24 protein-coding genes are annotated in these 26,416 nt (G+C 58.2%); 15 read left to right on the top strand and 9 right to left on the bottom strand.

Translation table 11 applies throughout. The annotated features are described in order from the left end of the window. The first annotated feature begins 12 nt into the window (after positions 1–12). The 9 genes from sapA (at position 13) to pdeR (ending at position 11,858) form a co-directional block, all read left to right on the top strand. Entirely contained in the window at positions 13–1,653 is a 1,641-nt protein-coding gene (gene sapA, locus G6041_RS04225; RefSeq protein ID WP_007901564.1) for an ABC transporter substrate-binding protein SapA, read from the top strand. Continuing rightward, the gene (sapB, locus tag G6041_RS04220; protein WP_004385361.1) at positions 1,650–2,615 is read left to right on the top strand and encodes a putrescine export ABC transporter permease SapB; all 966 of its coding nucleotides are present in this window, start codon (positions 1,650–1,652) and stop codon (positions 2,613–2,615) included. The genes sapA and sapB overlap by 4 nt, the downstream gene beginning before the upstream one ends. After that, positions 2,602–3,492: a putrescine export ABC transporter permease SapC gene (sapC, locus tag G6041_RS04215; protein WP_012124585.1), complete on the top strand. Its 891-nt coding sequence runs from the start codon at positions 2,602–2,604 to the stop codon at positions 3,490–3,492. Before sapB ends, sapC begins: the two co-directional genes overlap by 14 nt. Next, entirely contained in the window at positions 3,492–4,484 is a 993-nt protein-coding gene (gene sapD, locus G6041_RS04210) for a putrescine export ABC transporter ATP-binding protein SapD (protein WP_004385360.1), read from the top strand. Before sapC ends, sapD begins: the two co-directional genes overlap by 1 nt. Position 4,485: 1 nt before the next feature. After that, complete coding sequence (sapF, locus tag G6041_RS04205; RefSeq protein WP_012124584.1) at positions 4,486–5,292, top strand: putrescine export ABC transporter ATP-binding protein SapF; 807 nt, start codon at positions 4,486–4,488, stop codon at positions 5,290–5,292. 120 nt (positions 5,293–5,412) lie between these two features. Then, on the top strand, positions 5,413–6,201 hold the full coding sequence (gene fabI, locus G6041_RS04200) for an enoyl-ACP reductase FabI (RefSeq protein WP_004385358.1): 789 nt from the start codon (positions 5,413–5,415) through the stop codon (positions 6,199–6,201). A 189-nt stretch (positions 6,202–6,390) separates the two neighbouring features. Then, positions 6,391–7,545, top strand: coding sequence for a carboxymuconolactone decarboxylase family protein (locus G6041_RS04195; RefSeq protein WP_012124583.1), 1,155 nt, complete (start codon positions 6,391–6,393; stop codon positions 7,543–7,545). A gap of 87 nt (positions 7,546–7,632) precedes the next feature. Continuing rightward, positions 7,633–9,567: an exoribonuclease II gene (locus tag G6041_RS04190; protein ID WP_012124582.1), complete on the top strand. Its 1,935-nt coding sequence runs from the start codon at positions 7,633–7,635 to the stop codon at positions 9,565–9,567. Between the two features lie 296 nt (positions 9,568–9,863). Then, on the top strand, positions 9,864–11,858 hold the full coding sequence (pdeR, locus tag G6041_RS04185; RefSeq protein WP_012124581.1) for a cyclic di-GMP phosphodiesterase: 1,995 nt from the start codon (positions 9,864–9,866) through the stop codon (positions 11,856–11,858). A 21-nt stretch (positions 11,859–11,879) separates the two neighbouring features. Here pdeR and G6041_RS04180 read toward each other — a convergent pair whose 3' ends face one another. Beyond that, positions 11,880–12,749 carry a crotonase/enoyl-CoA hydratase family protein gene (locus G6041_RS04180; protein ID WP_004386707.1) on the bottom strand — a complete coding sequence of 290 codons (870 nt, stop codon included), beginning with the start codon at positions 12,747–12,749 and terminating at the stop codon, positions 11,880–11,882. Positions 12,750–12,960: 211 nt separating this feature from the next. On the opposite strand from G6041_RS04180, the gene G6041_RS04175 reads away from it, so the two are divergent. Next, positions 12,961–13,143, top strand: a complete 183-nt coding sequence (locus G6041_RS04175; protein WP_004386706.1) for a YciZ family protein — start codon at positions 12,961–12,963, stop codon at positions 13,141–13,143. A gap of 13 nt (positions 13,144–13,156) precedes the next feature. Here G6041_RS04175 and fsa read toward each other — a convergent pair whose 3' ends face one another. Next, positions 13,157–13,819, bottom strand: a complete 663-nt coding sequence (gene fsa / locus G6041_RS04170) for a fructose-6-phosphate aldolase (RefSeq protein WP_007901598.1) — start codon at positions 13,817–13,819, stop codon at positions 13,157–13,159. 136 nt (positions 13,820–13,955) lie between these two features. Here fsa and G6041_RS04165 point away from each other — a divergent pair, with 136 nt between their 5' ends. The 4 genes from G6041_RS04165 (at position 13,956) to osmB (ending at position 18,567) form a co-directional block, all read left to right on the top strand. Continuing rightward, on the top strand, positions 13,956–14,855 hold the full coding sequence (locus tag G6041_RS04165) for a glycyl-radical enzyme activating protein (RefSeq protein ID WP_007901601.1): 900 nt from the start codon (positions 13,956–13,958) through the stop codon (positions 14,853–14,855). A gap of 5 nt (positions 14,856–14,860) precedes the next feature. Beyond that, positions 14,861–17,293, top strand: a complete 2,433-nt coding sequence (locus G6041_RS04160; RefSeq protein ID WP_041460484.1) for a formate C-acetyltransferase/glycerol dehydratase family glycyl radical enzyme — start codon at positions 14,861–14,863, stop codon at positions 17,291–17,293. Between the two features lie 45 nt (positions 17,294–17,338). Then, a complete protein-coding gene (gene yciT / locus G6041_RS04155) occupies positions 17,339–18,094 on the top strand; it encodes a DNA-binding transcriptional regulator YciT (protein ID WP_004386704.1) in 756 nt (251 codons plus the stop codon). Positions 18,095–18,351: 257 nt separating this feature from the next. Continuing rightward, positions 18,352–18,567, top strand: coding sequence for an osmotically-inducible lipoprotein OsmB (gene osmB / locus G6041_RS04150; protein ID WP_007868243.1), 216 nt, complete (start codon positions 18,352–18,354; stop codon positions 18,565–18,567). A 121-nt stretch (positions 18,568–18,688) separates the two neighbouring features. Here the strand turns inward: osmB and yciH are convergent, their stop codons facing one another. From yciH to pgpB, 5 genes are all read right to left on the bottom strand, one after another. Next, positions 18,689–19,015 (bottom strand): stress response translation initiation inhibitor YciH, encoded by a 327-nt coding sequence (gene yciH, locus G6041_RS04145; protein ID WP_004386702.1) that lies wholly within the window; start codon positions 19,013–19,015, stop codon positions 18,689–18,691. Then, positions 19,015–19,749, bottom strand: coding sequence for an orotidine-5'-phosphate decarboxylase (pyrF, locus tag G6041_RS04140; protein ID WP_104668998.1), 735 nt, complete (start codon positions 19,747–19,749; stop codon positions 19,015–19,017). The genes yciH and pyrF overlap by 1 nt, the downstream gene beginning before the upstream one ends. Before the next feature lie 225 nt (positions 19,750–19,974). Next, positions 19,975–21,144, bottom strand: a complete 1,170-nt coding sequence (gene lapB, locus G6041_RS04135; protein ID WP_004387675.1) for a lipopolysaccharide assembly protein LapB — start codon at positions 21,142–21,144, stop codon at positions 19,975–19,977. A 6-nt stretch (positions 21,145–21,150) separates the two neighbouring features. Then, positions 21,151–21,459, bottom strand: coding sequence for a LapA family protein (locus tag G6041_RS04130; protein WP_012124576.1), 309 nt, complete (start codon positions 21,457–21,459; stop codon positions 21,151–21,153). Positions 21,460–21,606: 147 nt separating this feature from the next. After that, entirely contained in the window at positions 21,607–22,371 is a 765-nt protein-coding gene (gene pgpB, locus G6041_RS04125) for a phosphatidylglycerophosphatase B (RefSeq protein WP_004387673.1), read from the bottom strand. 199 nt (positions 22,372–22,570) lie between these two features. On the opposite strand from pgpB, the gene ribA reads away from it, so the two are divergent. Beyond that, a complete protein-coding gene (gene ribA / locus G6041_RS04120; protein WP_004387672.1) occupies positions 22,571–23,164 on the top strand; it encodes a GTP cyclohydrolase II in 594 nt (197 codons plus the stop codon). Between the two features lie 63 nt (positions 23,165–23,227). Here the strand turns inward: ribA and acnA are convergent, their stop codons facing one another. Both acnA and ymiC read right to left on the bottom strand, forming a co-directional pair. Then, positions 23,228–25,903: an aconitate hydratase AcnA gene (acnA, locus tag G6041_RS04115; protein WP_007901638.1), complete on the bottom strand. Its 2,676-nt coding sequence runs from the start codon at positions 25,901–25,903 to the stop codon at positions 23,228–23,230. A gap of 168 nt (positions 25,904–26,071) precedes the next feature. Next, positions 26,072–26,170: a small membrane protein YmiC gene (gene ymiC, locus G6041_RS21360; protein ID WP_225318182.1), complete on the bottom strand. Its 99-nt coding sequence runs from the start codon at positions 26,168–26,170 to the stop codon at positions 26,072–26,074. Between the last annotated feature and the right edge of the window lie 246 nt (positions 26,171–26,416).

Raw genomic sequence — 26,416 nt, 5'->3', positions numbered from 1 at the left:
ACTCAAAAACTTATGCGCGGAATTCTCTCCTCCTTTTTAGCGACGCTCGGGCTGCTGAGCGTACCGGCTTTTGCTGCGCCTCTCGCCGAATCGCCCGGCGATATTCGCCAGAGCGGATTTGTCTATTGCGTTAATGGCCAGGTTAATACCTTTAACCCGCAAAAAGCGGGCAGCGGGCTGACGGTAGATACGCTCGCCGCACAGCTCTATGACAGGCTGCTGGATGTCGATCCTTATACTTACCGGCTGGTGCCGGAACTCGCCGAAAGCTGGGAGACGCCGGACGATGGCATTACCTGGCGTTTTCGCCTGCGCCCGAACGTGCAGTTTCAACACACCCGCTGGTTTACGCCCACGCGCGCGCTGAATGCCGACGATGTGGTGTTCAGCTTTCAGCGCATTATCGACCCGAAACACCCGTGGCATAACGTCAACGGCGGCAGCTACCCCTATTTCGACAGTCTCCAGTTCGCCGATAACGTCCGCAGCGTGCGCAAGCTTGACAACCGCACCGTGGAGTTTCGCTTACGCCAGCCGGACGCCTCGTTTTTATGGCATCTCGCCACGCATTACGCATCGGTGATGTCGGCGGAGTACGCCGCGGCGCTTGAGCGCAGCGGCAATCAGGAGGAGCTCGATCGCGAGCCGGTCGGCACCGGGCCGTTCCGTCTTGGCGAGTATCGCGCCGGGCAGTACATTCGCCTGCTGCGCCACGACGCCTACTGGCGCGGCAAACCGCAGATGCCGCAGGTGGTTATCGATCTCGGCTCCGGCGGCACGGGGCGTCTGTCGAAGCTCCTGACCGGCGAGTGCGACGTGCTGGCATGGCCTGCCGCGAGCCAGCTTACGAGTCTCAGAGACGATCCACGCCTGCGCCTGACGCTGCGCCCCGGCATGAATATCGCTTATCTGGCGTTTAACACACATAAAGCGCCGCTGGATAACCCGAAAGTACGTCACGCGCTGGCGCTGGCCATCAATAACCAGCGCCTGATGCAGTCTATCTACTACGGCACGGCGGAGACCGCCGCGTCGATTCTGCCGCGCGCCTCCTGGGCCTATGACAACAACGCCAAAATCACCGAATACAACCCGGATAAAGCGCGTGCGCAGCTGAAAGCGCTGGGGCTTGAAAACCTGACGCTGAAGCTCTGGGTGCCAACCAGCTCTCAGGCCTGGAACCCAAGCCCGCTCAAAACCGCCGAACTGTTGCAGGCGGATCTGGCGCAGGTGGGCGTGACGGTGGATATCGTTCCGGTGGAGGGCCGTTTTCAGGAGGCCCGTCTGATGGATATGAACCACGATTTAACGCTCGCGGGCTGGGCGACGGACAGTAACGATCCGGATAGTTTTTTCCGTCCGCTGTTAAGCTGTGCGGCCATTCGCTCGCAAACCAACTACGCGCACTGGTGCGATCGTGATTTTGACGCCGTGCTGCAATCGGCCCTCTCCTCGCAGCAGCTGGCGTACCGGATTGAAGCCTACACCCGCGCGCAGACGATCCTCGCCGAACAGCTACCGGTGCTGCCGCTGGCGTCGTCGCTGCGGTTGCAGGCGTACCGTTATGATATGAAAGGCCTGGTACTGAGCCCGTTCGGCAACGCCTCGTTCGCGGGCGTCTCGCGCGAGCCTTCTGAGGAGAAGCAGCCATGATTATTTTCACTCTCCGCCGTCTGGTGTTGCTGTTGATCACGCTGTTTTTCCTGACGATTGTCGGCTTCTGCCTGAGCTATTTCACGCCGCATGCGCCGCTCCAGGGCGCTTCGCTCTGGAACGCGTGGCTGTTCTGGTGCGATAGCGTATTGCACTGGGATTTCGGGGTCTCCAGCATCAACGGCCAGCTTATCTCCACACAGTTGCGCGAAGTGTTCCCGGCCACGATGGAGCTGTGCGTGCTGGCCTTCGGGCTGGCACTGCTGGTGGGTATTCCGGTCGGCATGGTGGCGGGCATTCTTCGCCATAAATGGCAGGATAAAATCATCAGCGCGCTGGCACTGCTCGGCTTTTCGATTCCGGTATTCTGGCTGGCGCTGCTTTTTACGCTGTTCTTTTCGCTGACGCTCGGCTGGTTCCCGGTCTCCGGGCGCTTCGACCTGCTGTATGAAGTGAAAACGGTGACGGGCTTCGCGCTGATTGACGCCTGGCTTTCTGACTCGCCGTGGCGTCACGAGATGATTTTAAGCGCACTGCGCCATATGGTGCTGCCGGTGCTGACGCTCGCCGTCGCGCCAACCACCGAAGTGATCCGGCTGGTGCGTGTCAGTACCGTTGAAATTCTCGAGCGCAACTACATCAAAGCGGCCGCCACGCGCGGGCTGTCGCGCCTGACCATTCTGCGCCGCCACGTGCTGCATAACGCCCTGCCGCCGGTCATTCCGCGTCTGGGGCTGCAATTCTCCACCATGCTGACGCTTGCAATGATCACTGAGATGGTCTTTAGCTGGCCGGGCCTTGGCCGCTGGCTGATTAACGCCATTCGTCAGCAGGATTACGCCGCGATTTCAGCGGGCGTGATGGTCGTCGGGTCGCTGGTGATTCTGGTGAACGTAATTTCGGATATTCTGGGCGCGCTGGCGAACCCGCTGAAACATAAGGAATGGTATGCCTTACGATAGCGTCTATCGCGAGAAACGCGCGCCGGGCGCGCTGCGCACCGTCTGGCGTAAATTTTATGGCGACACCGTCGCAATGGTAGGCCTGTACGGCTGTGCGGGTCTGGTGCTGTTATGCGTGTTCGGCAGGCTCTTTGCGCCCTACGGCATCGATCAACAATTTCTCGGCTATCAGCTGCTGCCGCCGTCGTGGTCGCGCTATGGCGAAGTCTCGTTCTTCCTCGGGACTGACGATTTAGGACGCGATCTGTTAAGCCGCCTGCTGAGCGGCGCGGCTCCTACCATCGGCGGCGCGTTCGTCGTGACGCTGGCGGCGACTGCCTGCGGAATGGTGCTGGGCGTGCTGGCGGGTGCCACTCACGGCTTGCGCTCGGCGGTGCTTAATCACGTACTGGATACGCTGCTCTCGATCCCCTCGCTGCTGCTGGCGATTATCGTGGTCGCCTTCGCCGGACCGCAGCTCAGCCACGCGATGCTGGCTGTCTGGCTCGCGCTGGTGCCGCGTATGGTGCGCTCGGTGTACAGCATGGTGCATGACGAGCTGGAAAAAGACTATGTGATCGCCGCACGTCTGGATGGCGCGACCACCTTTAATATTTTGTGGTTCGCCGTACTCCCTAACACCGCGTCGGTGCTGGTCGGCGAAATCACCCGTGCGCTGTCGATTGCGATTCTGGATATCGCGGCGCTCGGTTTTCTCGAGCTCGGCGCGCAGCTCCCTTCGCCCGAATGGGGCGCGATGCTCGGCGACGCGCTGGAGCTGATTTACGTCGCGCCCTGGACGGTGATGCTGCCGGGGGCCGCCATTATGATTAGCGTACTGCTGGTCAATTTACTCGGCGACGGCATCCGTCGCGCCATCGACGCGGGGGTGGAATAATGCCGCTGCTGGATATTCGCAACCTGACGATTGAATTTAAAACCAGCGAAGGCTGGGTGAAAGCCGTGGACCGCGTGAGCCTGAGCCTGCCGGAAGGCGACATTCGCGGGCTGGTGGGCGAATCGGGCTCCGGTAAGAGTCTGATTGCGAAAGCGATCTGCGGAGTGACCAAAGACAACTGGCGCATCACCGCCGACCGTATGCGCTTTGACGATATCGACCTGCTGCGCCTCTCGCCGCGCGAGCGCCGCCGTCTGGTGGGCCATAACGTGTCGATGATTTTCCAGGAGCCGCAATCCTGTCTCGATCCGTCAGAGAAAATTGGCCGCCAGCTGATGCAAAACATCCCCGGCTGGACGTACAAAGGCCGCTGGTGGCAGCGTTTCGGCTGGCGCAAGCGCCGGGCCATAGAACTGCTGCACCGTGTCGGGATTAAAGACCATAAAGACGCGATGCGCAGCTTTCCGTATGAGCTGACGGAAGGTGAATGTCAGAAGGTGATGATAGCCATCGCGCTCGCTAATCAGCCGCGTCTGCTGATTGCCGATGAGCCAACCAACGCGATGGAGCCAACCACCCAGGCGCAGATTTTCCGCCTGCTCTCGCGGCTGAATCAGAATAACAACACGACGATTCTGCTTATCAGCCACGACTTACAGATGCTGAGCCAGTGGGCCGACCGCATCGACGTGCTCTATTGCGGGCAGACGGTGGAAACCGCGCCAAGCGAGGAGCTTATCTCCACCCCGCACCACCCTTACACTCAGGCGCTGATCCGCGCGATCCCCGACTTCGGCAGCGCGATGCCGCATAAAAGCCGCCTCAATACGCTGCCGGGCGCGATCCCGCTGCTTGAGCACTTGCCGATTGGCTGCCGCCTCGGGCCGCGCTGCCCATATGCCCAGCGCAAATGTATCGAAACCCCGCGTCTCGACGGGCCGAAAAATCATCTTTTCGCCTGCCATTTCCCGCTGAACATGGAGAGAGAGTGAAATGGTGGAAACGCTGTTGCAGGTTCGCAACCTGAGTAAAACTTATCGCTATCGCACCGGCTGGTTTCGCCGCCAGACCGTCGAGGCGGTGAAACCGCTGAGCTTTACCCTGCGCGAGCGCCAGACGCTCGCTATTATCGGCGAGAACGGCTCGGGTAAATCCACGCTTGCCAAAATGCTGGTCGGTATGGTCGCCCCCACCACGGGCGAACTGGTGATTGACGATCATCCGCTGACGTTTGGCGATTATTCGTTTCGCAGTCAGCGCATTCGCATGATTTTTCAGGATCCGTCGACGTCGCTCAACCCGCGCCAGCGGATTTCGCAAATTCTCGACTTCCCGCTGCGGCTCAACACCGATCTGGAGCCGGAAGCCCGCGCGAAGCGCATTAAAGAGACGCTGCGCATGGTCGGACTGCTGCCCGATCACGTGAGTTACTATCCGCATATGCTGGCCCCGGGCCAGAAACAGCGTCTGGGCCTCGCGCGCGCGCTGATCCTGCGCCCGAAAGTCATTATCGCCGACGAAGCGCTGGCGTCGCTTGATATGTCGATGCGTTCGCAGTTAATCAACCTGATGCTGGAATTACAGGAAAAACAGGGTATCTCTTATATTTATGTCACCCAGCACATCGGCATGATGAAACACATCAGCGATCAGGTGATGGTGATGCATCAGGGCGAAGTGGTGGAGCGCGGCAGCACGGCCGACGTTCTCGCCTCGCCGCTGCACGATTTAACCAAACGGCTTATCGCCAGTCATTTCGGCGAAGCCTTAACCGCCGACGCCTGGCGAAAAGACCGCTAATCCACCATCTGTAGTGGTCGGATTAACTCCTCCGGCGAGTCATGTTAGAATCGCCGCGTTTTAACGACGGCTGGCGCTTTCGGCCAGCCGCCATAACAATGACGATAAGGATTAAAAGCTATGGGTTTTCTTACCGGTAAGCGCATTCTGGTGACTGGCGTAGCCAGCAAACTGTCCATCGCATACGGTATCGCACAGGCAATGCACCGTGAAGGGGCTGAACTGGCGTTCACCTACCAGAACGACAAGCTGAAAGGCCGCGTGGAAGAGTTTGCCGCTCAACTGGACTCCAGCATCGTGCTGCCGTGTGACGTTGCGGAAGATGAAAGCATCGACGCGCTGTTCACCGAGCTTGCCAAAGTCTGGCCGAAATTTGACGGTTTCGTACACTCCATCGGTTTCGCGCCGGCTGACCAGTTGGATGGCGACTACGTTAACGCCGTGACCCGTGAAGGCTTCAAAATCGCGCACGACATCAGCGCATACAGCTTTGTGGCAATGGCGAAAGCATGCCGTTCTATGCTGAACCCGAACGCGGCGCTGCTGACGCTCTCTTACCTCGGCGCAGAGCGCGCTATCCCGAACTACAACGTGATGGGTCTGGCGAAAGCGTCTCTCGAAGCTAACGTGCGCTACATGGCGAACGCGATGGGTCCGGAAGGCGTGCGCGTTAACGCTATCTCCGCAGGCCCGATCCGCACGCTCGCGGCTTCCGGCATTAAAGATTTCCGTAAGATGCTGGCGCACTGCGAAGCGGTCACCCCGATCCGTCGCACCGTCACCATCGAAGACGTGGGTAACTCCGCGGCGTTCCTGTGTTCCGATCTCTCCGGCGGTATCACCGGCGAAGTGGTTCACGTTGACGGCGGCTTCAGCATCGCAGCGATGAACGAGCTGGAACTGAAATAATCCTCCGGTTTATCGCCAAAGGGCAGGTTTTCAACCTGCCCTTTTTATTTATGCCTTTCTGATATTTGTTATCACCGAACAATCTTTTATCGCCGTGAAGTGTTACGCCAGGATAGTCGTGCGTGACCTGCCCGGCGCTGCGTATTGTTTCCGCCGTTCCGGGCGCTCATTTTCAGACAAGGAACGACCATGGAACAACGCCGCCTTACCGGCAAAAGCCACTGGTATCATGAAACCCAGTCCAGCCTCTGTCCGGCAGATCCGCTGCCGTTAGTTCCCGAAACCGCAAAGGTGGAGGACCGTTTTCTGCTCGACCTGCCGCTGGACGACGCGAACATCGCCGCCCACGCGCCGTGGTGCGACGCCGCACGCGCGCTTATCCCTTCTCTGCTGCCTGATAAACGCGACGTCACCCGTCTTCATACGCTGAGCGTCTATGACCGCCTCAGCGCCGCCTTAACCGTCGCACAGGTCTGCGGCGTGCAGCGGTTGTGCAACCATTACGCCGCCCGTCTGGCGCCCGAGCCGGGGCCGGATTCCTCGCGGGAAAGCAACCGCCGCCTGACGCTGCTCACCCAGACCGCGCGTCAGCTCGCCAGTCAGCCCACCCTGATTGACAGCGCGGCGCGCGCGCAACTGGAAGACGCCGGGCTGTCGGTGCATGACATCGTCACGTTTACGCAGATTATTGGTTTCGTAGGCTTTCAGGCCCGCGCGGTGGCGCTGTTACAGGCACAGCCCGGCCAGCCGGCGCGCTGGTTGCCGGGCATCGACATGCAACAGGACGCGCCCGCCTCACTCTTTAGCGCCGCTGAATCGCGCTGGCAGCCCGATCTCCCGGCGCTCGAAATGGGCTGGGCCAGCGCCGACCAGCAGGCGGCTTATAACGCGGCGCTGGATGAGCCGCTGCTGCAACCGATGCTCTCTCTGCTGGCCCATGACGCGAACGCATTAGAGGGTCTCGCCGCCTTGCTCGCCACTCTGCAAAGGCCGGAGGATGCGGCTGACGCTGCGCTGGTGGCGCTGGTATCGGCGCGTATCAACGGCAGCGCCAGCTGTTTTGACGAGGCCGCGCTGCGCCTGCGCGACGAGCCAGGGCTTGCGGATGCGGCGCACAACGGTGAACGGGCGCTGCAGGCCTGGAGCCATAATCACCCCAGAGCGCGCGCGATGATTCAGGCGATGCAGATGTTGACCCGTGCCCCGGCGCGGTTTGGCCACGCACAGCTTGAGCCGCTGATTGAGGCCGGTTTCGACGCGCAGGACGCGCTACGTCTGCTCGCCTTCGGTAGCCTTTGCGGCTGGGTAAACCGTCTGCGGCTTGGTCTTGGCGTCGTCGCATAGCCCGCTGCGGCCTAAAGAGCGCTTGCCGGGAGGCGCGCAATCGCGTAAAACTGTCAGCCGCTCTTTTGGCCACGAAAATTCGACACTATGTTTCAGGATAACCCGCTGCTTGCGCAGCTTAAACAGCAACTGCATTCCCAGACGCCGCGCGCCGAAGGGGTAGTAAAAGCCACGGAAAAAGGTTTTGGTTTCCTTGAGGTTGACGCGCAGAAAAGCTACTTCATTCCGCCGCCGCAGATGAAGAAAGTGATGCACGGCGATCGCGTCATTGCCGTTATCCATACGGAAAAGGAAAAAGAATCCGCCGAGCCCGAAGAGCTTATCGAACCCTTCCTGACCCGCTTTGTGGGCCGGGTGCAAAAGAAAGACGATCGTCTCTCTATCGTTCCTGATCATCCGCTGCTGAAAGACGCCATCCCGTGCCGCGCTGAACGCGGCGTCAGCCATGACTTCCAGAATGGCGACTGGGCGGTGGCGGAAATGCGCCGCCATCCGCTGAAAGGCGATCGCGGTTTCTACGCGGAACTGACGCAGTTTATTACCTTCGGCGAGGACCATTTCGTGCCGTGGTGGGTGACGCTGGCACGCCACAATCTTGAGCGCGAAGCGCCGGACGGCGTGGCGACCGAAATGCTGGATGAAAACCTGACGCGTGAAGATTTAACCGCGCTGGATTTCGTCACCATCGACAGCGCCAGCACCGAAGATATGGACGATGCGCTGTATGTGGAAGCGCTGGATGGCGACCGCCTGCAACTGACCGTCGCGATCGCCGACCCGACCGCGTGGATCGCCGAAGGCAGCAAGCTCGACAACATCGCTAAAGTGCGCGCGTTCACCAATTACCTGCCGGGCTTTAACATCCCGATGCTGCCGCGCGAGCTGTCTGACGACCTCTGCTCGCTGCGCGAAGGCGTGCAGCGCCCTGCGCTGGTCTGCCGCATGATTATCGAAGCCGATGGCGCTATCAGCGACGACATTCACTTCTTCGCCGCTATCATCGAATCGAAAGCCAAACTGGCCTATGACGACGTTTCCGACTGGCTGGAAGAAAAAGGCGACTGGCAGCCGGGCAGCGAGGCGATTGCCGCGCAGATCCGCCTGCTGCAACAGATTTGCCAGCGCCGCAGCGCCTGGCGTACCGAACACGCGCTGGTGTTTAAAGACCGCCCGGATTACCGCTTTGTGCTGGGCGAGAAAGGCGAAGTGCTGGATATCGTCGCCGAGCCGCGCCGCATCGCTAACCGTATCGTTGAAGAATCGATGATCGCCGCGAATATCTGCGCCGCGCGCGTGCTGCGCGACAAGCTCGGCTTCGGCGTTTACAACGTCCACGCGGGCTTTGACCCGGCGAGCACCGAACAGCTGGCGACGCTGCTGCAAAGCCACGGGATGCATGTGGATGCGAACGACGTGCTGACGCTGCCGGGCTTCTGCAAGCTTCGCCGCGAGCTGGATGCCCAACCGTCCGGTTTCCTCGACAGCCGCATCCGTCGCTTCCAGTCGTTTGCGGAAATCAGCACCGAGCCAGGCCCGCACTTCGGCCTCGGCCTTGAAGCCTATGCGACCTGGACTTCGCCGATTCGTAAATATGGCGATATGGTCAACCACCGCCTGCTGAAAGCCATCATCAAAGGCGAAAGCGCTACGCGTCCACAGGATGAAGCCACCGTGCAGATGGCCGAGCGTCGTCGTCTTAACCGCATGGCGGAGCGCGATGTGGGCGACTGGCTGTATGCCCGTTTCCTGAAAGACAAAGCCGGCACCGATAGCCGCTTCGCGGCGGAAATTATCGATGTCAGCCGCGGCGGCATGCGCGTGCGTCTGGTGGATAACGGCGCGGTCGCCTTTATTCCCGCACCGTTTCTGCACGCGGTGCGCGATGAGCTGGTCTGCAGCCAGGAAAACGGCACCGTACAGATCAAAGGCGAAACCGTTTATAAAGTCACCGACGTTATCGACGTGACCATCGCCGAAGTGCGTATGGAAACCCGCAGCGTCATCGCACGCCCGGTCGCCTGACCCTCCACTCCCCGGCCCCGCCGGGGAGTTTTTCTTCTCTCACGCCTCGCCTTTTCCTCTGTGTGAGCGCGCACATTTTTCCCGTCTCACTTGGGCATTTTTCCAAAAAACGATCACACTAACAGAGTGCGTCGTAATTTAACGCGTTGAGAATTAAGCGAAATGGCCGTAACCGACACCGGCTTGCCGCCTTCGCCAACAATATATTCCCGTAAAAACAAACGTTTTGCCTCTTATTGCCGGCAGAGTCCGGCTGTGCCGTTTGCGTAGCGCATGGTGTGGGTTCGGGAGAATGCATGAAAGACGACCTGGAGAATAATCTGCTGTACCGCTACTGCGGTGCCGCCAGTCCTTTCTGGCGGCTGCCGCTGGACAGCAACGCGCTACAGCTCGCCGCCAGCGAAGAGGCCGTCACCAGCCACGTGGTGCCGCTCACGCCGGATCAGGCCGCGCAAATCCGCGCCATGAGTGTGATCACCTCAAGCGTCACACTCTCGTTGTCGCTGTTTGGCGAGCCGGTGCCGGTGCATCTGGTGGGCCGCAAAGTGTCGCGTAAAGAGTGGGCGGGCACGGCGTCGGCGTGGCACGACACAACATCGGTGGCCCGCGATCTGGTACAAGGGCTTTCCTTCGCCGAACAGGTAGTTTCTGAAGCCAATTCGGTCATCGTTATTCTCGATCGCCACGGCAACATTCAGCGTTTCAACCGGCTGAGCGAAGAATATACAGGCCTGAAAGAACAGGAAGTGATCGGGCAGAATGTCTTTAAGCTCTTTATGACGCCCGCTGAAGCGTCCGCCTCGCGGCGCAATATCACCGGTTTTTTTCGCAACGGCAGCTCGTATGAAGTCGAGCGCTGGATCAAAACCCGCAAAGGCCAGCGGCTGTTTCTCTTTCGCAATAAATTTGTCCACAGCGGCAGCGGGCGAAACGAAATTTTCCTGATCTGCTCTGGCACCGATATTACCGAAGAGCGCCGCGCGCAGGAGCGCCTGCGCGTGCTGGCCAATACCGACGCCATTACCGGCCTGCCCAACCGCAACGCTATTCTTGATATGATAAGCGACGCCATTGCTAAACGCGGCGATACACAGGTGGGTGTGGTCTATCTCGATCTCGACAATTTCAAGAAAGTGAACGACGCCTACGGGCATATGTTCGGCGACCAGCTTCTCCAGGCGGTGTCGCTCGCGATTTTAAGCTGCCTTGAAAAAGATCAGGTGCTGGCGCGGCTCGGTGGCGACGAGTTTCTCGTGATGGCGACCGATACCTCGCAGGCGGCGCTGGAGGCGATGTCCTCACGAATCATCTCCCGGCTGAAGCACCCGTTTCGTATCGGGCTGATTGAAGTCTATACCGGTTGCTCGCTCGGCATTGCCCTCGCGCCTCAGCATGGCGAAGACCGCGAGAGCGTCATCCGCAACGCCGATACGGCGATGTACACCGCCAAAGAGAACGGGCGCGGTAAATTCTGCGTCTTTTGCCCGGAGATGAACCAGCGGGTGTTCGAATATCTCTGGCTTGACACCAATCTGCGTAAGGCGCTTGAGAAAAATCAGCTGGTTATTCACTACCAGCCGAAAATGTTGGCCAACGGCGTCGTTCACAGTCTGGAAGCGCTGGTGCGCTGGCAGTCGCCGGAGCGCGGGCTGATTTCGCCACTCGATTTTATCTCCTACGCCGAAGAGTCCGGGCTTATCGTACCGCTCGGGCGCTGGGTGATGCTCGATGTGGTGCGTCAGGTGGCGAAGTGGCGCGATGCGGGCATTGAGCTGCGGGTTGCGGTGAACGTGTCAGCGCGCCAGCTCGCCGACCAGACGCTGATAAGCGATCTGCGTCAGGCGCTGACTGACATGCACTTCACCCAAAGCCCCATTGACGTCGAGATCACCGAAAGCTGCCTGATTGAAAACGCCGAGCTGGCGCTGTCGGTGATTAATGAATTTAGCGCGCTGGGGGCGCAGGTACATCTGGATGATTTCGGCACCGGCTATTCGTCCCTATCGCAGCTGGCGCGATTTCCGCTGGATGCCATTAAGCTCGATCAAAGCTTTGTGCGCGATGTCCATAAGCAGCCCGTGTCGCAATCGCTGGTTCACGCCATCGTCGCAGTGGCAAAAGCGCTGGATTTGCAGGTGATCGCCGAAGGCGTGGAAAGTGAAGAAGAAGATGCGTTTCTGATGCAAAACGGTGTCGATCAACGTCAGGGATTTCTGTTCGCCCGTCCGATGACGGCAACCGAGCTTGAACACTGGTATCAGTGCTATCAGGCCGGGAAACAGACGCCGTAAACGGCGTCTGAGGAATGGCCGTTAGCCTGCCTTACGCAGGGCTGCGGCGGTGTGACGGTTTTGTAGCTGGATCAGGCGCTCCATGTAGCTGACGTCTTTAGGCTCAAGACTGAACGCCGCATCCACCCAGTCTTCGGTAATTTCCATCAGTTCATTGCGCGAGAGGCGCAGCACGCGCTGCCGCGCGCGAAGCATCGCCCTCACCCCATTCAGGCGCGGTTTAAGCGTATCGATGAAGGTACGTGTCGCCACAAATCCCTGCCCTGGTTCAAAGAGCAGATCCACCAGCCCCTGCGGCTGATACCACTCGGCGGTATGTGATTCGCCCTGCCAGATAAGCTCTTCGGCAAGTCGCATCCCGGCGCGGCGTGTCACCAGGGAATAGCCCCCCATCCCGGGGAAGAGATTAAAGGCAATCTCCGGGAACCCCATGCGGACATCGCGCTGGGCCAGCACGAAATGGTGCGCCAGCGCCGCTTCGAAACCGCCGCCGAGCGCGCTGCCTTCCACCATCGCAAGACTGATGGCACCGCAGTCAAAACCGCGCGAGGCGGCGTGTACGCAATCCACGCAGGCGCGCGCATAGGCACGCAGCGCTTCTCGCCTGCCGTTGCGGATGCAGTCCACAAAAAACTGCAAATCGCCGCCGGTGTTATACATGCCGGGGACCAGCGATCCGGTCACCCAGAAATCCACCTCCAGTCTGGCCTCCTGCACCAGATAGCTGAGATTCATGATTTCTTCAATGAGCGCGTGGTTAAAACAGGGACGCGGCTGGGCCCGCAACATCATCCAGATAATGCGGCGTTCTTCCTCGTAAAAGCCGGAAAGTTGAGTAAAACGCGCTGTATCGGTAAAGAGTTTGCAGGTCGATTGGTTGAATACTGACATAGTCTTTCCTCATGTAAGTTAACGCGTTATGCGCAGGATCAGACTAATTCACAGCATCGCTTTGCACGGGGAGCCGGCTTGTTTTATAACCATTATTTATCTGTTAAAGCGAAATGATTGATTCTGGTAGTGTATTAAGAGGGCGAACGGCTTCTCTTTGACGCCGCTTTTCTGCATCATGAAACGGTTCTGACCGTAAAAAGGAAGCATTATGCCGACAGTAAATCCGCAGCAGCTGGCTGATCGTATCGATACCGTTCTGGATATTCTGGTGGCGGGCGATTACCACTCCGCCATTCATAATCTGGAAATTCTGAAGGCGGAACTGCTGGCGCAGAGCCAGCAGAATGATGAACCGGGGGAGAAAAAACAGAAGGCGCCCTGGGAAATCTGACGCCTTAACGAGCTTACAAACTGAGCGTGCCGAACGCCTGCTGCCATTCACGCCCGAAGCCGTCAACCGCCGCCGCGACGGCAGGCGTATTCAGTAACTGCTCCGCGACATCCAGCGGCAGCGTAATGGACTGACACCCGGCGAGCAGGCAGCCAAGCGCCTGCTGCGGCGTGCGGAAACTCGCCGCCAGCACTTTTGATTGCGGCGCATGCAGCGTTAGCAGCTCCTGCAATTCACTGACCGTCGCCACGCCGTCACCGCCCTGCGCATCCAGACGATTGACATAAGGCGCGACATATTCCGCACCCGCCAGCGCCGCCATTAAGCCTTGCAGCGCGCCATAAACCGCGGTGCCGAGCAGTGGAATGCCGGACGGTTTAAGAATTTTCATTGCCGCAAGCCCCGCCTGCGTGACCGGAATTTTCACTACCAGACCCGGTACGCGCTGCGCCAGCTGTTCCGCCTCTCGAACCATTTGCGCCGTGTCTGACGCCACGACCTGCGCAAAAAGTTTGCCCTCGCCGTTCAGCGCCTCCTGCAATGCGGGGAGCAGATCCCAGAGTTTGACACCCGCGCGCGCCACAATGGAAGGGTTCGTGGTGACGCCCTGTAGCGGCAGAATATTCGCCAGACGTTTGACGGCCGCGACATCCGCCGTGTCGAGATACAGTTCCATAACGACTCCTGTTTTGAGCAAGTTAACATTGCCGCCATCTTAAATCAGCCGGTGCAGATAAAGCTGATCGTCGTCAATAAAACTTTCATTCGAAAGTAACATTATTTTCTAATGAAACTTAACAGGCATGACGACGATGATTTTTAATCTGCAACGCTATTCCACTCATGACGGGCCAGGTATACGGACAGTAGTTTTCCTCAAGGGCTGTTCGCTCGGCTGCCGCTGGTGCCAGAACCCCGAAAGCCGTCGCCGCCAGCGTGATGTGCTGTTTGATGCACGGCTGTGCCTGCAAGGCTGCGAGCTTTGTAAAGCGGCATGCCCGCAGGCGATTAGCCGCCGGGGTGACGCGCTGGTCATCAACCGGGAAGCCCTTGATGACACCGCGCTCGATGCGCTGACCGACTGCTGCCCCACGCAGGCGCTGAGCGTCTGTGGCGAATCCCGAAGCGTTGAGGCAATCATGGACACCGTGCTGCGCGATCGTCCTTTCTACGCCCGCAGCGGCGGCGGCATCACGCTCTCTGGCGGCGAGCCGTTCATGCAGCCGGAGATGGCGAAAGCGCTGTTACAGCGCAGTCGTGAAGCGGGTATCCATACGGCGGTGGAATCCTGTCTGCATGTGCCGTGGAAACATATCGCCCCGTCGCTGCCGTTTCTTGATCTTCTTTTGGCTGACCTAAAGCATGTCGATCCGAAGCGCTTTCACGCCTGGACAGACGGCAGCGCCGAACGGGTGCTGGATAATTTCCGGCGGCTGGCCGCGGCGGGCGTGAAAATGACCATTCGCGTGCCGCTGATCCCCGGTTTTAACGCCGATGAAGCTTCCATTCGCGCCATCACGGATTTCGCGGCCGATGAAACCGGCGCCCGCGACATTCATTTTTTGCCCTACCACACCCTTGGCATCAACAAGTACCGCCTGCTGGACTGGCCCTATCTGGCACCCGCCACGCCGCTCGACGAACCGGTGCTGCTGGCATTTGCCGAAGATTACGCCCGCCAGAAAGGACTCACCGCATGGATAAGAGGATAACCATCATGACTGAGCTCAACCTCACTTTTCTTCCCGAGCGCATCAAAGCCCACAAAGCGGCGCTGGTGCAAATCGTGCGTCCACCGGTTTGTACCGAGCGCGCGCAGCATTACACCGCCATGTACCAGCAGCATCAGGATAAACCGCTGCCGGTACGCCGCGCGCTCGCGCTGGCGTACCACCTGGCGAACCGCACCCTCTGGATCAAGCATGACGAGCTGATTGTCGGCAATCAGGCAAGCCAGGTGCGCGCCGCCCCCTTCTTCCCGGAATATACCGTCAGTTGGATTGAGAAAGAGATAGACGATCTCGCCGACCGCCCCGGCGCCGGGTTCTCCGTCAGCCCGCAGGATAAAACCGTGATGCATGAAATCTGCCCGTGGTGGCGCGGCCAGACCGTGCAGGATCGCTGCTACGGCATGTTTACCGATGAGCAAAAAGAACTGCTGGCATCGGGCATTATTAAAGCGGAAGGCAATATGACTTCCGGCGACGCGCATCTGGCGGTGAATTTCCCGCTGCTGCTGGAAAAAGGTCTCGACGGCCTGCGTGCCAAAGTGGCGGAGCGCCGCGCGCGCCTGCTGCTGACCGATCAGGGCGATCTGCACAAAGAACAGTTCCTGAAAGCGATCGACATTACTTTTAGCGCGCTCAGCGAGCATATCCTGCGTTACGCGGCGCTGGCCTCGCAAATGGCGCAAGAGGAGAGCCGTCCGGCGCGTCGTGATGAGTTGCTCGCTATCGCGGCGAATTGCGAGCATATCGCGCACCAGCCGCCTGCGTCTTTCTGGCAGGCGTTACAGCTCTGCTATTTCGTGCAGCTGGTATTACAGATTGAGTCCAACGGGCATTCCGTGTCGTTTGGTCGTCTCGATCAATATCTCTATCCCTGGTATCGCCGCGATGTGGAACTTGAACAAACCCTGGAGCGCGAGCTCGCCATCGAGCTGTTGCAGAGTTGCTGGCTGAAGCTGCTGGAGGTCAACAAAATCCGCTCCGGCTCACACTCGAAAGCCTCAGCGGGCAGCCCGCTGTACCAGAACGTGACGATTGGCGGGCAACGCCTGCTTAACGGCGAGCCGGTGGATGCGGTCAACCCGCTCTCGTGGGCTGTGCTGGAATCGTGCGGTCGTCTGCGCTCCACCCAGCCAAACCTCAGCGTGCGCTACCACGCCGGAATGAGTAACGAATTCCTCGACGCCTGCGTCCAGGTGATCCGCTGCGGCTTCGGGATGCCCGCGTTTAATAACGATGAAATCGTTATCGACGAATTTATTAAGCTTGGCGTCAGCCGTGAAGACGCCTACGACTACGCGGCCATCGGCTGCATTGAAACGGCGGTCGGCGGCAAATGGGGTTATCGCTGCACCGGCATGAGCTTTATTAACTTCGCCCGCGTGATGCTGGCGGCGCTGGAAGGCGGTCGCGACGCGACGACCGGCAAGGTTTTCCTGCCGCAGGAAAAAGCGCTTTCCGCCGGGAATTTCAGCCATTTCAGTGAAGTGATGGACGCCTGGGATAACCAGATCCGCTACTACACCCGCAAATCAATTGAAATCGAGTGCGTGGTGGACACCGTTCTTGAAGAGAACGCGCACGATATTATCTGCTCGGCGCTGGTCGATGACTGCATTGAGCGCGGCAAGAGCATTAAGCAGGGCGGCGCGAAATATGACTGGGTATCGGGGCTACAGGTGGGGATCGCCAACCTCGGCAACAGTCTGGCAGCCGTGCGCAGACTGGTGTTTGAACAGGGCGTGGTGACGCAGCCGCAGCTGGCGCAGGCGCTGAATAACGATTTTGAAGGGCTGACCGGCGAGCAACTGCGCCAGCGCCTGATAAACAGCGCGCCGAAATATGGCAATGACGACGACGATGTCGATCTGCTGCTGGCGCGCGCCTACCAGACATACATCGACGAGCTGAAGCACTATCACAACACCCGCTTCGGGCGCGGCCCCATCGGCGGCACCTACTACGCGGGTACGTCGTCTATCTCCGCGAACGTGCCTTTTGGCGCGGCGACGATGGCAACGCCGGACGGGCGCAAAGCCAGAACGCCGCTCGCTGAAGGCGCAAGCCCGGCGTCAGGTACGGACCGTCTGGGGCCAACCGCGGTGATTAACTCGGTCGGGAAATTGCCGGTGGCGAAAATACTTGGCGGCGTGCTGTTGAATCAGAAGCTTAACCCGTCCACACTGGATAACTTACGCGATCGCCAAAAACTGATGCAGATGCTGCGCACTTTCTTTGAAGTGCATAAGGGATGGCACGTTCAGTACAACATTGTCTCGCGTGAAACCCTGCTGGACGCCAAAGCACATCCGGACAAGTACCGCGATCTGGTCGTGCGCGTGGCGGGTTACTCCGCGTTCTTTACGGCCTTATCCCCTGATGCGCAGGATGATATTATCGCCCGTACCGAACATACGCTTTAAATGAATCCGCGGTGGCGTCACGCCACCGCGCATAACGATGCAGATATGAACTCCCGACAACAAATCATTTTACAGATGGTGATAGACCGCGGCCGCATGAGCGTGGCGGAACTGGCAAAAATCACCGGCGTCTCCGAAGTCACCATTCGTCAGGATCTGAACCTTCTTGAAAAGCAGAGCTATCTGCGCCGCACTCACGGGTTTGCTGTACCGCTCGACAGCGACGACGTGGAAACCCGCATGATGAACAATTTCGCGCTCAAGCGCAGGCTCGCGGATTTCGCGTGCTCGTTGGTGAATGATGGCGAAACGGTGTTTATCGAAAACGGCAGTACCAACGCCCTGCTGGCGCGAGCGCTGGCTGAGCAAAAGAAAATTACGCTAATCACCGTGAGCAGTTTTATCGCGCACCTGCTGAAAGAAACGTCATGCGAAATTATCCTGCTCGGCGGCATCTACCAGAAAAAAAGCGAAACCATGGTGGGCCCGTTGACGCGCCAGTACATCTCACAGGTGCACTTCAGCAAAGCCTTTATCGGGATTGACGGCTGGTCGCCAGAAACCGGCTTTACGGGCCGCGACATGATGCGCGCCGACGTGGTCAATGCGGTGCTGGAAAAAGGCAGCGAGGCGATTATCCTCACCGACAGCAGTAAATTCGGCGCGGTGCATCCCTATACGCTTGGCCCGGTTTCTCGCTTCAATCGCGTTATTACCGATGATGGCCTGAACGAGGCCAGTCGCGACGCGCTCAGCGCCTCCGGGCTGACGCTGGATATCATTTCGCCCTTTCCTGCCTGAATTCTTCTGGCGCGCCGTGTCTGGCGCGCCTCGCTTGAGACTATTCTCAGCATCAATTAAGACTTTTTACCTGTCTGAATTCGCTTAAGAAATTAAAATTAATCTCAGCGATATTACTGAGTGTTGATTGTCACCTGCGTGATTCTTTATTCCGTATCGCTGCACCGTTTCACGGACTGGCGCTTTAAGCTGTGATTTAGCCACTATACTTAAAGTGAGCAGCCTTTCCGTGAATCAATTATTCAGGAGAAAGTATTATGTCATTAAATTACAAAAAAGTAGCCGCGGCAGTGCTGGCCGTAACTCTGGTAGCCTCTCTGAGCGGATGCTCACACTGGTCTAAACGTGACCGCAACACCGCTATCGGCGCGGGTGCAGGTGCAATCGGCGGCTCTGTGCTGACCGACGGCAGCGCGCTAGGCACCCTCGGCGGCGCAGCGGTAGGCGGTATTATCGGCCATCAGGTTCATTAATCTGCGGCCCGCAAAAGCATAACGCTTTGACGTATTACTCGCATCACCGAATAATTACAGGTCTGGCTATACCGCAGTAAACATAACAAAATAGCCACGGCGCTTTCGCCGTGGCTAACAATTAACCGCCCGCCAGTTTGACTTTCATTCCTTTTGCCTCAAGCAGGCTTTTAATTAATTCCCGCTTGTCGCCCTGAATTTCAATGACGCCCTCTTTCACCGCTCCGCCACAGCCGCATTTTTTCTTAAGTTCGGCCGCGAGACTATTTAAGGTCGCATCGTCAGCATCAATACCCGTGATAAGGCATACGCCTTTTCCTTTTCGACCGCTGGTCTGACGCTGAATACGCACCACGCCGTCACCTTTCGGGCGCGCGGGTGCCGCTTTGGGCTCGTCAATGCGCCCGGTTTCCGTGGAATAGACCAGGCGGCTGTTATTATCGCTCATTATCCCTCCTGCTTCAGAGACGCCAGAATATCGCGCAGCGCCTGTGCCGGGTTAACCGCGCGGGTGATGGGCCGTCCGATGACCATATAGTCCACGCCCGCCTGTTGTGCTTCAGCGGGCGTCATAATACGGCGCTGATCGCCAGCCTCGCTCCCCGCCGGACGAATGCCGGGCGTGACCAGTTTAAATTCGTGCCCGAACGCCGCTTTAAAGCGCACCGCCTCCTGCGCAGAGCAGACCACGCCATCCAGACCACACTGCTGAGTCAGACGCGCAAGACGCTCCGCCTGCTCTGCCGGGCTGAGGGTAATACCAAGCCCTTGCAGATCCTCGGCTTCCATACTGGTCAGAACCGTCACCGCAATCAGTAACGGCGCGTCCTTGCCAAAGGGCGCGAGCGCCTCTTTCGCCGCCGTCATCATGCGCGCACCGCCACCCGCGTGAACGTTCACCATCCAGACGCCAAGCTCCGCCGCGGCAGCAACGGCACGCGCAGTGGTGTTCGGAATATCGTGAAATTTAAGGTCCAGAAAGACGTCAAAACCGCGCGTAATCAAATCACGCACCAGTTGCGGTCCAAACAGCGTGAACATCTCTTTGCCGACTTTCAGGCGGCAGTCGCGCGGATCGATGCCGTCCACAAAGGCCAGCGCGCTGTCGCGATTGTCGTAATCAAGCGCAACAACGACAGGAGAATGGGTTACAGAATGAGAGGATGAGGCAATTGATGTCATGACCAGACCTTCTGACAGGCGCACCGGCGTGGCGCGGGATTGATAAACGGCAAGCATTCTACCCGCCGTCCGTGAAAATATACAGGCAAGATCGCCCTGCCTGACGTCTTGTTTGTTGCTATTGCGCTGAGGCCGCCGCACAAAAACAAACACTAAAAGTATGTTGTAACTAAAAAGCGTGCAAAATAAAGCCGCGACAAACTGTGCGGCAGCGATAACAATGATTTACTGGCCGTCGAGGCCACGGATAGGCTTGATGGTGGACCAGGCACGACACGACGGGCAATGCCAGTAGAGCGTGAACGCGGTAAAGCCGCACTTCTGGCAGCGGTAGCGCGGCTTGGTGCGTACCTGCTCACCCACCATATCGCGCAGCACCATCAGGCTCTCTTTCGCGCGCCCTTCTTCCGCCTCATGCAGGTGGTAATCCATCAGACGATGGAACACGCGCATCGTCGGGTGGCGTTGCAGCTGGCGCGTAATATAGATCTGCGCGCTGTCTGCGCCTTCGCGCTGCTCCAGCACCTGCGCGAGCATCAGCTCCGCTTCCGCGCCGGTGTTTTCTTCAACACAGCGTCTGAGGAATTCTGCCCACTCGTCAGGTTTACCAAGCTGCTGATAGCACACCTGGAGCATCTCCAGCGTTTCGCTCACCAGTTCGCGATCCTGACTGATGACCTTCTCCAGCATTTCCACGGCGTGGGCGTAATCGCCGCGCGCCATAAAAATGCGACCCATCATAATCGAGACGCGCGCGCTGTTACGATCCGCCGCGGCGCCCTTTTTCAGGAGCGACATGGCGCGATCCATATCTTCATTGCTCATCGCCTGGAGCGCCAGCTCGCAGTAAAAATGGGCGATTTCGACGCGCTGGTGCTCTTTGCCAAGCTTAACCAGCCGTTCAGCGGCATCGATGGCTTTCTGCCAGTCGCTGGTGGCCTGATAGATTTGCAGCAATTGCTGGAGCGCACCGACGCGGAAATCGGTTTCATCCACCAGCTGATTAAACATGCCTTCGGCGCGGTCATAGAGGCCTGCGGCCATATAGTCGCGGCCCAGTTGCTGTACGGCGAGCAGCCGCTGATCGTAGGTGAGCGACGCGCTTTCCATCAGCGACTGGTGAATACGGATAGCCCGGTCGACCTCGCCGCGCGAGCGGAAAAGATTACCGAGCGTCAGGTGGGCTTCAACGGTGCCGGTATCTTCCTTGAGCATTTCAAGGAACAGATCCACCGCTTTATCCTGCTGATTGGACAGCAGAAAGTTTACCCCTGCGACGTAATCACGTGACAGGCGATTCGCTTCCTGCTCTTTATCCTGTTGCGCACTTCTGCGGCCCATATACCAGCCATACGCAGCGGCGACAGGCAACAGCAGAAACAACAACTCCAGCATAGAGGGTTAATCCTTAACAGCAGGCGCAGTGGCATTTGCCGGAACCGGCTCTGCGGGCGCGATCTGCTGCTCAAGGCGTTTAATTCTACGTTCGGCGCGCGCCAGTTGCAGACGAACGCGTAACCAGAACAGTCCACAGATGATCCAGCCGATGATAAAACCCGCGCCGAATAAGGTCGCCAGTAGCGTAGAGATACGATAATCGCCCTGCGCGAGCAGGAAGTTAAAGGTGACCTGTTGATCGTTTTGCGCACCCAGCGTGACGGAAACGACGAAAATCGCTAATACCACTAAAAAAATAATCAGATATTTCACATGACATCCCGTATGTGTTTTGTGCGACCAATGTCCCGGCCTCGGCTCAACGCGCTATACGTTATCATTTCCACCTTTTGCGTGAAATGATAAAGCGCCAGGACATCCCTTATTAATAGGGGCGGAACGGCGAAACTCAAGCCGCCGTCACTCTTCTGTCTCGCGCCGGGCGATTTCGACTTTCTCTTCCACCGGCGGCGTGAGCGGGCCACAGAGGCGCTGCGCAAGCCAGGCGGCGATGGTCACCAGCAGCCAGGAGAGCAGTGTTGCCACCACCAGATCGCGTGGCCAGTGCATACCGAGCAGCATCCGGCTGCCCATCACGGCGATAGCCCAGGCGGTCAACACCACAAGCGTAATGGTTCGCCTGCGCGGCCAGAGGAGTCCAAAGCCCAGCATCGCCCAGCTTGCGGCAAACATGGTGTGCCCGGACGGAAACGCGAAACCGGTCTCTTTTTGCCAGTGTTTACGCAGCCAGACCGGGATATCGGTCTCGTTTTGCAACTGTGCTTTCACCAGCGCCCCTCTTTCCTTGCGCTTTAAATTGTAGAACTCGTCAACCGGGATGTTACGGTTTTTTTCAAGCCAGATGACGAACGGGCGCGGTTCCTGAACCCTTTCTTTAATCAGCGATTTAGACCATTGCCCCGCCATAATGACGATACCCAGAATCGCAAACAGCATCAGCGCCGGGCGCAGCCGGAAGCGCAGACACCATAAGAACCAGCCGCACAGCAAAACGTGAGTCAGAATGCCCCAGGGCTGCGTGACCGTTTCTGTCACCCAGAACAGCATTTTAAGCCATAGCGAACCGCCGCCTGGCTGCCACTGCCAGCCTGATATCCAGACGGCCAGCGGCATAATGAGCAACAGCGCGGCGCCAACCGCGGTACGTTTTGCAATGGCCAGCATGTTCTCTCCTTTTTTATGAAGTCCTTCAAGAATAACCGAAAATCGCGCCACGCAGGATAGTTAACTATTGATGCGATTGATATTGAGAGCACGACTGAGTGAGGCGAACCCTGTCGGGATGTGGCAAAATACAGGATAACGACAGAAAGCCAACAGACTGGCAGGCGCCTGCGGGCGTTCATAATATCCGGAGAATCACATGCAGCTTAAACGTGTGGCAGAAGCCAAACTGCCAACCCCCTGGGGCGATTTCCTGATGGTGGGTTTTGAAGAACTGGCAACCGGACAGGATCACGTAGCCCTGGTTTTTGGAGACATTTCAGGCACTGAGCCGGTACTGGCCCGTGTCCACTCCGAATGCCTGACCGGCGACGCGCTGTTTAGCCTGCGCTGCGACTGCGGCTTCCAGCTGGAAGCCGCGCTGTCGCACATTGCGGAAGCCGGGCGCGGCGTGCTCCTCTATCATCGCCAGGAGGGGCGTAATATTGGTCTGCTGAATAAAATCCGCGCCTATGCGTTGCAGGATCAGGGCTACGATACCGTCGAAGCGAACCATCAGCTCGGCTTTGCCGCCGACGAACGCGATTTCACCCTGTGTGCGGACATGTTTAAGCTGTTGGGCGTGGATGAAGTGCGCCTGCTCACCAACAACCCGCGCAAGGTGGAGATACTGACCGAAGCGGGAATTAATATCGTTGAGCGCGTGCCGCTGATTGTCGGACGTAACCCGAAAAACGAGCACTATCTCGATACCAAAGCCGCCAAAATGGGGCATCTGCTCTCCGGTAACTAACCGGCGCGCGCGATAAAAAAGGCCTGCAAACGCAGGCCTTTTTGTTGCACCGGATACCGCGCCTTAACGCAGCATGTTACGGATCACGTAGTGCAGAATGCCGTCGTTACGGTAATAGGTCATCTCATTACCGGTATCGATGCGGCAGCGGCATTCCAGCACCTCGGTTGCGCCATTGGCACGCGTGAGCGTAACCGGCACCGTAGCGCCTGGCGTCAGCGACTGTAAATCGCCGATGTCCAGCGTCTCGTCGCCTGTAAGCCCCAGTGTTTTACGCGTCACACCCTGCGGGAACTCCAGCGGCAGGATGCCCATGCCGATAAGGTTGGAGCGGTGAATACGCTCGAACGACTCGGCAATCACCACGCGAATACCGAGCAGACGCGGGCCTTTGGCCGCCCAGTCGCGGCTGGAGCCGGAGCCGTACTCTTTCCCGGCGATCACCGCAAGCGGCGTGCCCTGCTCCTGATAACGCATGGCGGCGTCATAAATCGACATCACCTCGTTACCCGGAATAAGACGCGTCATGCCGCCTTCCACGCCCGGTACCATTTCGTTACGGATGCGAATATTGGCAAACGTGCCGCGCATCATCACTTCATGGTTACCACGACGCGAGCCGTAAGAGTTAAAGTCTGCGCGCTCCACGCCGTGGCTTTGCAGATAGCGCCCGGCGGGGCTGTCCGCCTTGATGCTGCCCGCAGGCGAAATGTGGTCGGTGGTGACGGAATCGCCCAGCATCGCGAGAATGCGCGCACCGTGGATATCCTGCACCGGCGCAGGCTCCGAAAGCATGTCATCGAAAAATGGCGACAGGCGGATATAGGTGGAATCGTTCTGCCAGTCGTAGGTATCTGACGCCTGCACTTGGATCGATCGCCACTCTTCGGTTCCTTCGAAAACTTCCGCGTACTCTTTACGGAACATATCGGTGGAGACTTCCTGCACCGCCTGCGCAATCTCCTGCCCGGTGGGCCAGATATCCTTGAGATAAACCGGATCGCCTTTACGGTCATGGCCGATGGGATCGGTTGCCAGGTTGATGTTCATGTTCCCCGCCAGCGCATACGCGACCACCAGCGGCGGCGACGCCAGCCAGTTGGTTTTTACCAGCGGATGAATACGGCCTTCAAAGTTGCGGTTGCCCGAAAGCACCGCGCCGACGGTCAGATCGCCTTTTTTGATCGCCTGTTCGATAGGCTCCGGTAGCGGCCCGGAGTTACCGATACAGGTGGTACAGCCATATCCGACCAGGTTAAAGCCCAGTTCATCCAGCCACGGCGTTAGCTTCGCGTGAGCCAGATAATCGGAAACGACCTTTGAGCCAGGCGCCAGCGACGCTTTTACCCACGGCTGACGTTTGAGCCCAAGTTTGACAGCTTTTTTGGCGAGCAGACCCGCCGCCATCAGCACGCTTGGGTTGGACGTATTGGTACAGGAAGTAATAGCGGCAATAACCACCGCGCCGTCCGGCAGCTCATACTGATGCCCGTTCAGCGTATATTCTACCGAATGCAGATCCCTTTTTGGCGAGTTCACTTCAAGTTCTGTGCTGGCGGCGAACGCCTTTGGCACGTCGCCCAGGCTCACGCGGTCCTGAGGACGTTTCGGCCCGGCGATACTGGCTTCAACCGTGCCCATGTCCAGTTCCAGCGTGCTGGTGAATACCGGCTCGTCACCCGGATTGCGCCACAGGCCTTGCGCTTTGGCATAGGCTTCCACCAGCGCCACTTGCTCTTCACTGCGCCCGCTCAGGCGTAAATAGCCAAGCGTGACGTCATCAATCGGGAAAAAGCCGCAGGTCGCGCCATATTCGGGCGCCATATTAGCGATGGTCGCGCGGTCTGCCAGCGGCAGCGAATCCAGGCCGTCGCCAAAGAATTCGACAAATTTCCCGACCACGCCATGTTTGCGCAGCATCTGGGTAACGGTCAGCACCAGGTCGGTGGCAGTAATGCCTTCACTGAGTTTGCCGGTAAGACGAAAACCGACGACATCCGGGATAAGCATCGACACGGGCTGGCCAAGCATCGCCGCTTCCGCTTCGATACCGCCAACGCCCCAGCCGAGCACGCCGAGACCGTTGATCATCGTGGTGTGGGAGTCTGTACCGACAAGCGTATCAGGGTATGCCACCATTACACCGTCCTGGAGTTCGCTCCAGACGGCTTTACCCAGATACTCAAGGTTTACCTGGTGGCAAATGCCGGTGCCTGGCGGCACCACGCTGAACCGGCTGAACGCCTGCTGGCCCCAGCGCAGGAACGCATAACGCTCATGGTTGCGCTCCATCTCCAGACGCACGTTCTCTTCAAACGCGTTATCGTCGCCGAAGTGATCGACAGTCACGGAGTGGTCAATCACCAGATCGACCGGCGAGAGCGGGTTCACTTTCGAGACGTCTCCACCGAGACGTTTCACCGCTTCGCGCATGGCCGCGAGATCCACCACCGCCGGAACGCCGGTGAAATCCTGCATCAGTACGCGCGCTGGTCGATACGCGATTTCGCGATCGGCATGCGCATGTTCAAGCCAGCCCGCCAGCGCCTGAATATCTTCAAGCGTAACGGTCTCGCCATCCTGCCAGCGCAGCAGGTTCTCAAGCAAAACTTTCAGTGATTTGGGTAACCGCGCGATATCGCCCAACTCCCGGGCGGCTTTCGGCAGGCTGTAGTAGTGATAGGTTTTATCCTGCGCCTGTAATGTGTCCTTACTGGCTTCGCGTAGGGTCGACGACATAGCTCCTCCTTCAGTCCTGAGATAGCGATGCCCCGATTGTTATCAGGGTCTGTATTAAAGATAACACAAACATGTCGTAACGATTTGATAACAACCCAAATCGCTAAAAGTGAGAGACGTCAGGGAGGAGAAAACAAAACGCCTGGCGGGGAGCCAGGCGCAGAGGAATCAGTGAGCAAGCATCCAGACAAGCTGACACCAGAACAAGGAGGAAACGGTAAATGCGCCAATCCATGACCAGTATTTGAGCGTGAGCTGATTATTCATACCTGTTACACCAATAATTAAAACCATTGATCGCTCTGGCGCTTGCCAGAAATGTAAAGATTGCTGTGTGTAATTTTCCTCGCTGCGTTAACAACGAGAACAGATAAATTTAGCTTAAATTAAATTCTTGTTTTTTATTATCTACGCCAGTTAGCGTTTATTGTTTTTGTGATCTTCTTCCGAAAATAAAGCGATAAAATCTTGTTGCTCTTTTGTTAGCTTCCAGCCCGTCGGGAGGGTCGAAAA

Source organism: Cronobacter sp. HA18003 (assembly GCF_011605905.1).
Classification (GTDB): Bacteria; Pseudomonadota; Gammaproteobacteria; order Enterobacterales; family Enterobacteriaceae; genus Cronobacter; species Cronobacter sakazakii.
This window is presented reverse-complemented; position numbering and strand designations above follow the sequence as displayed.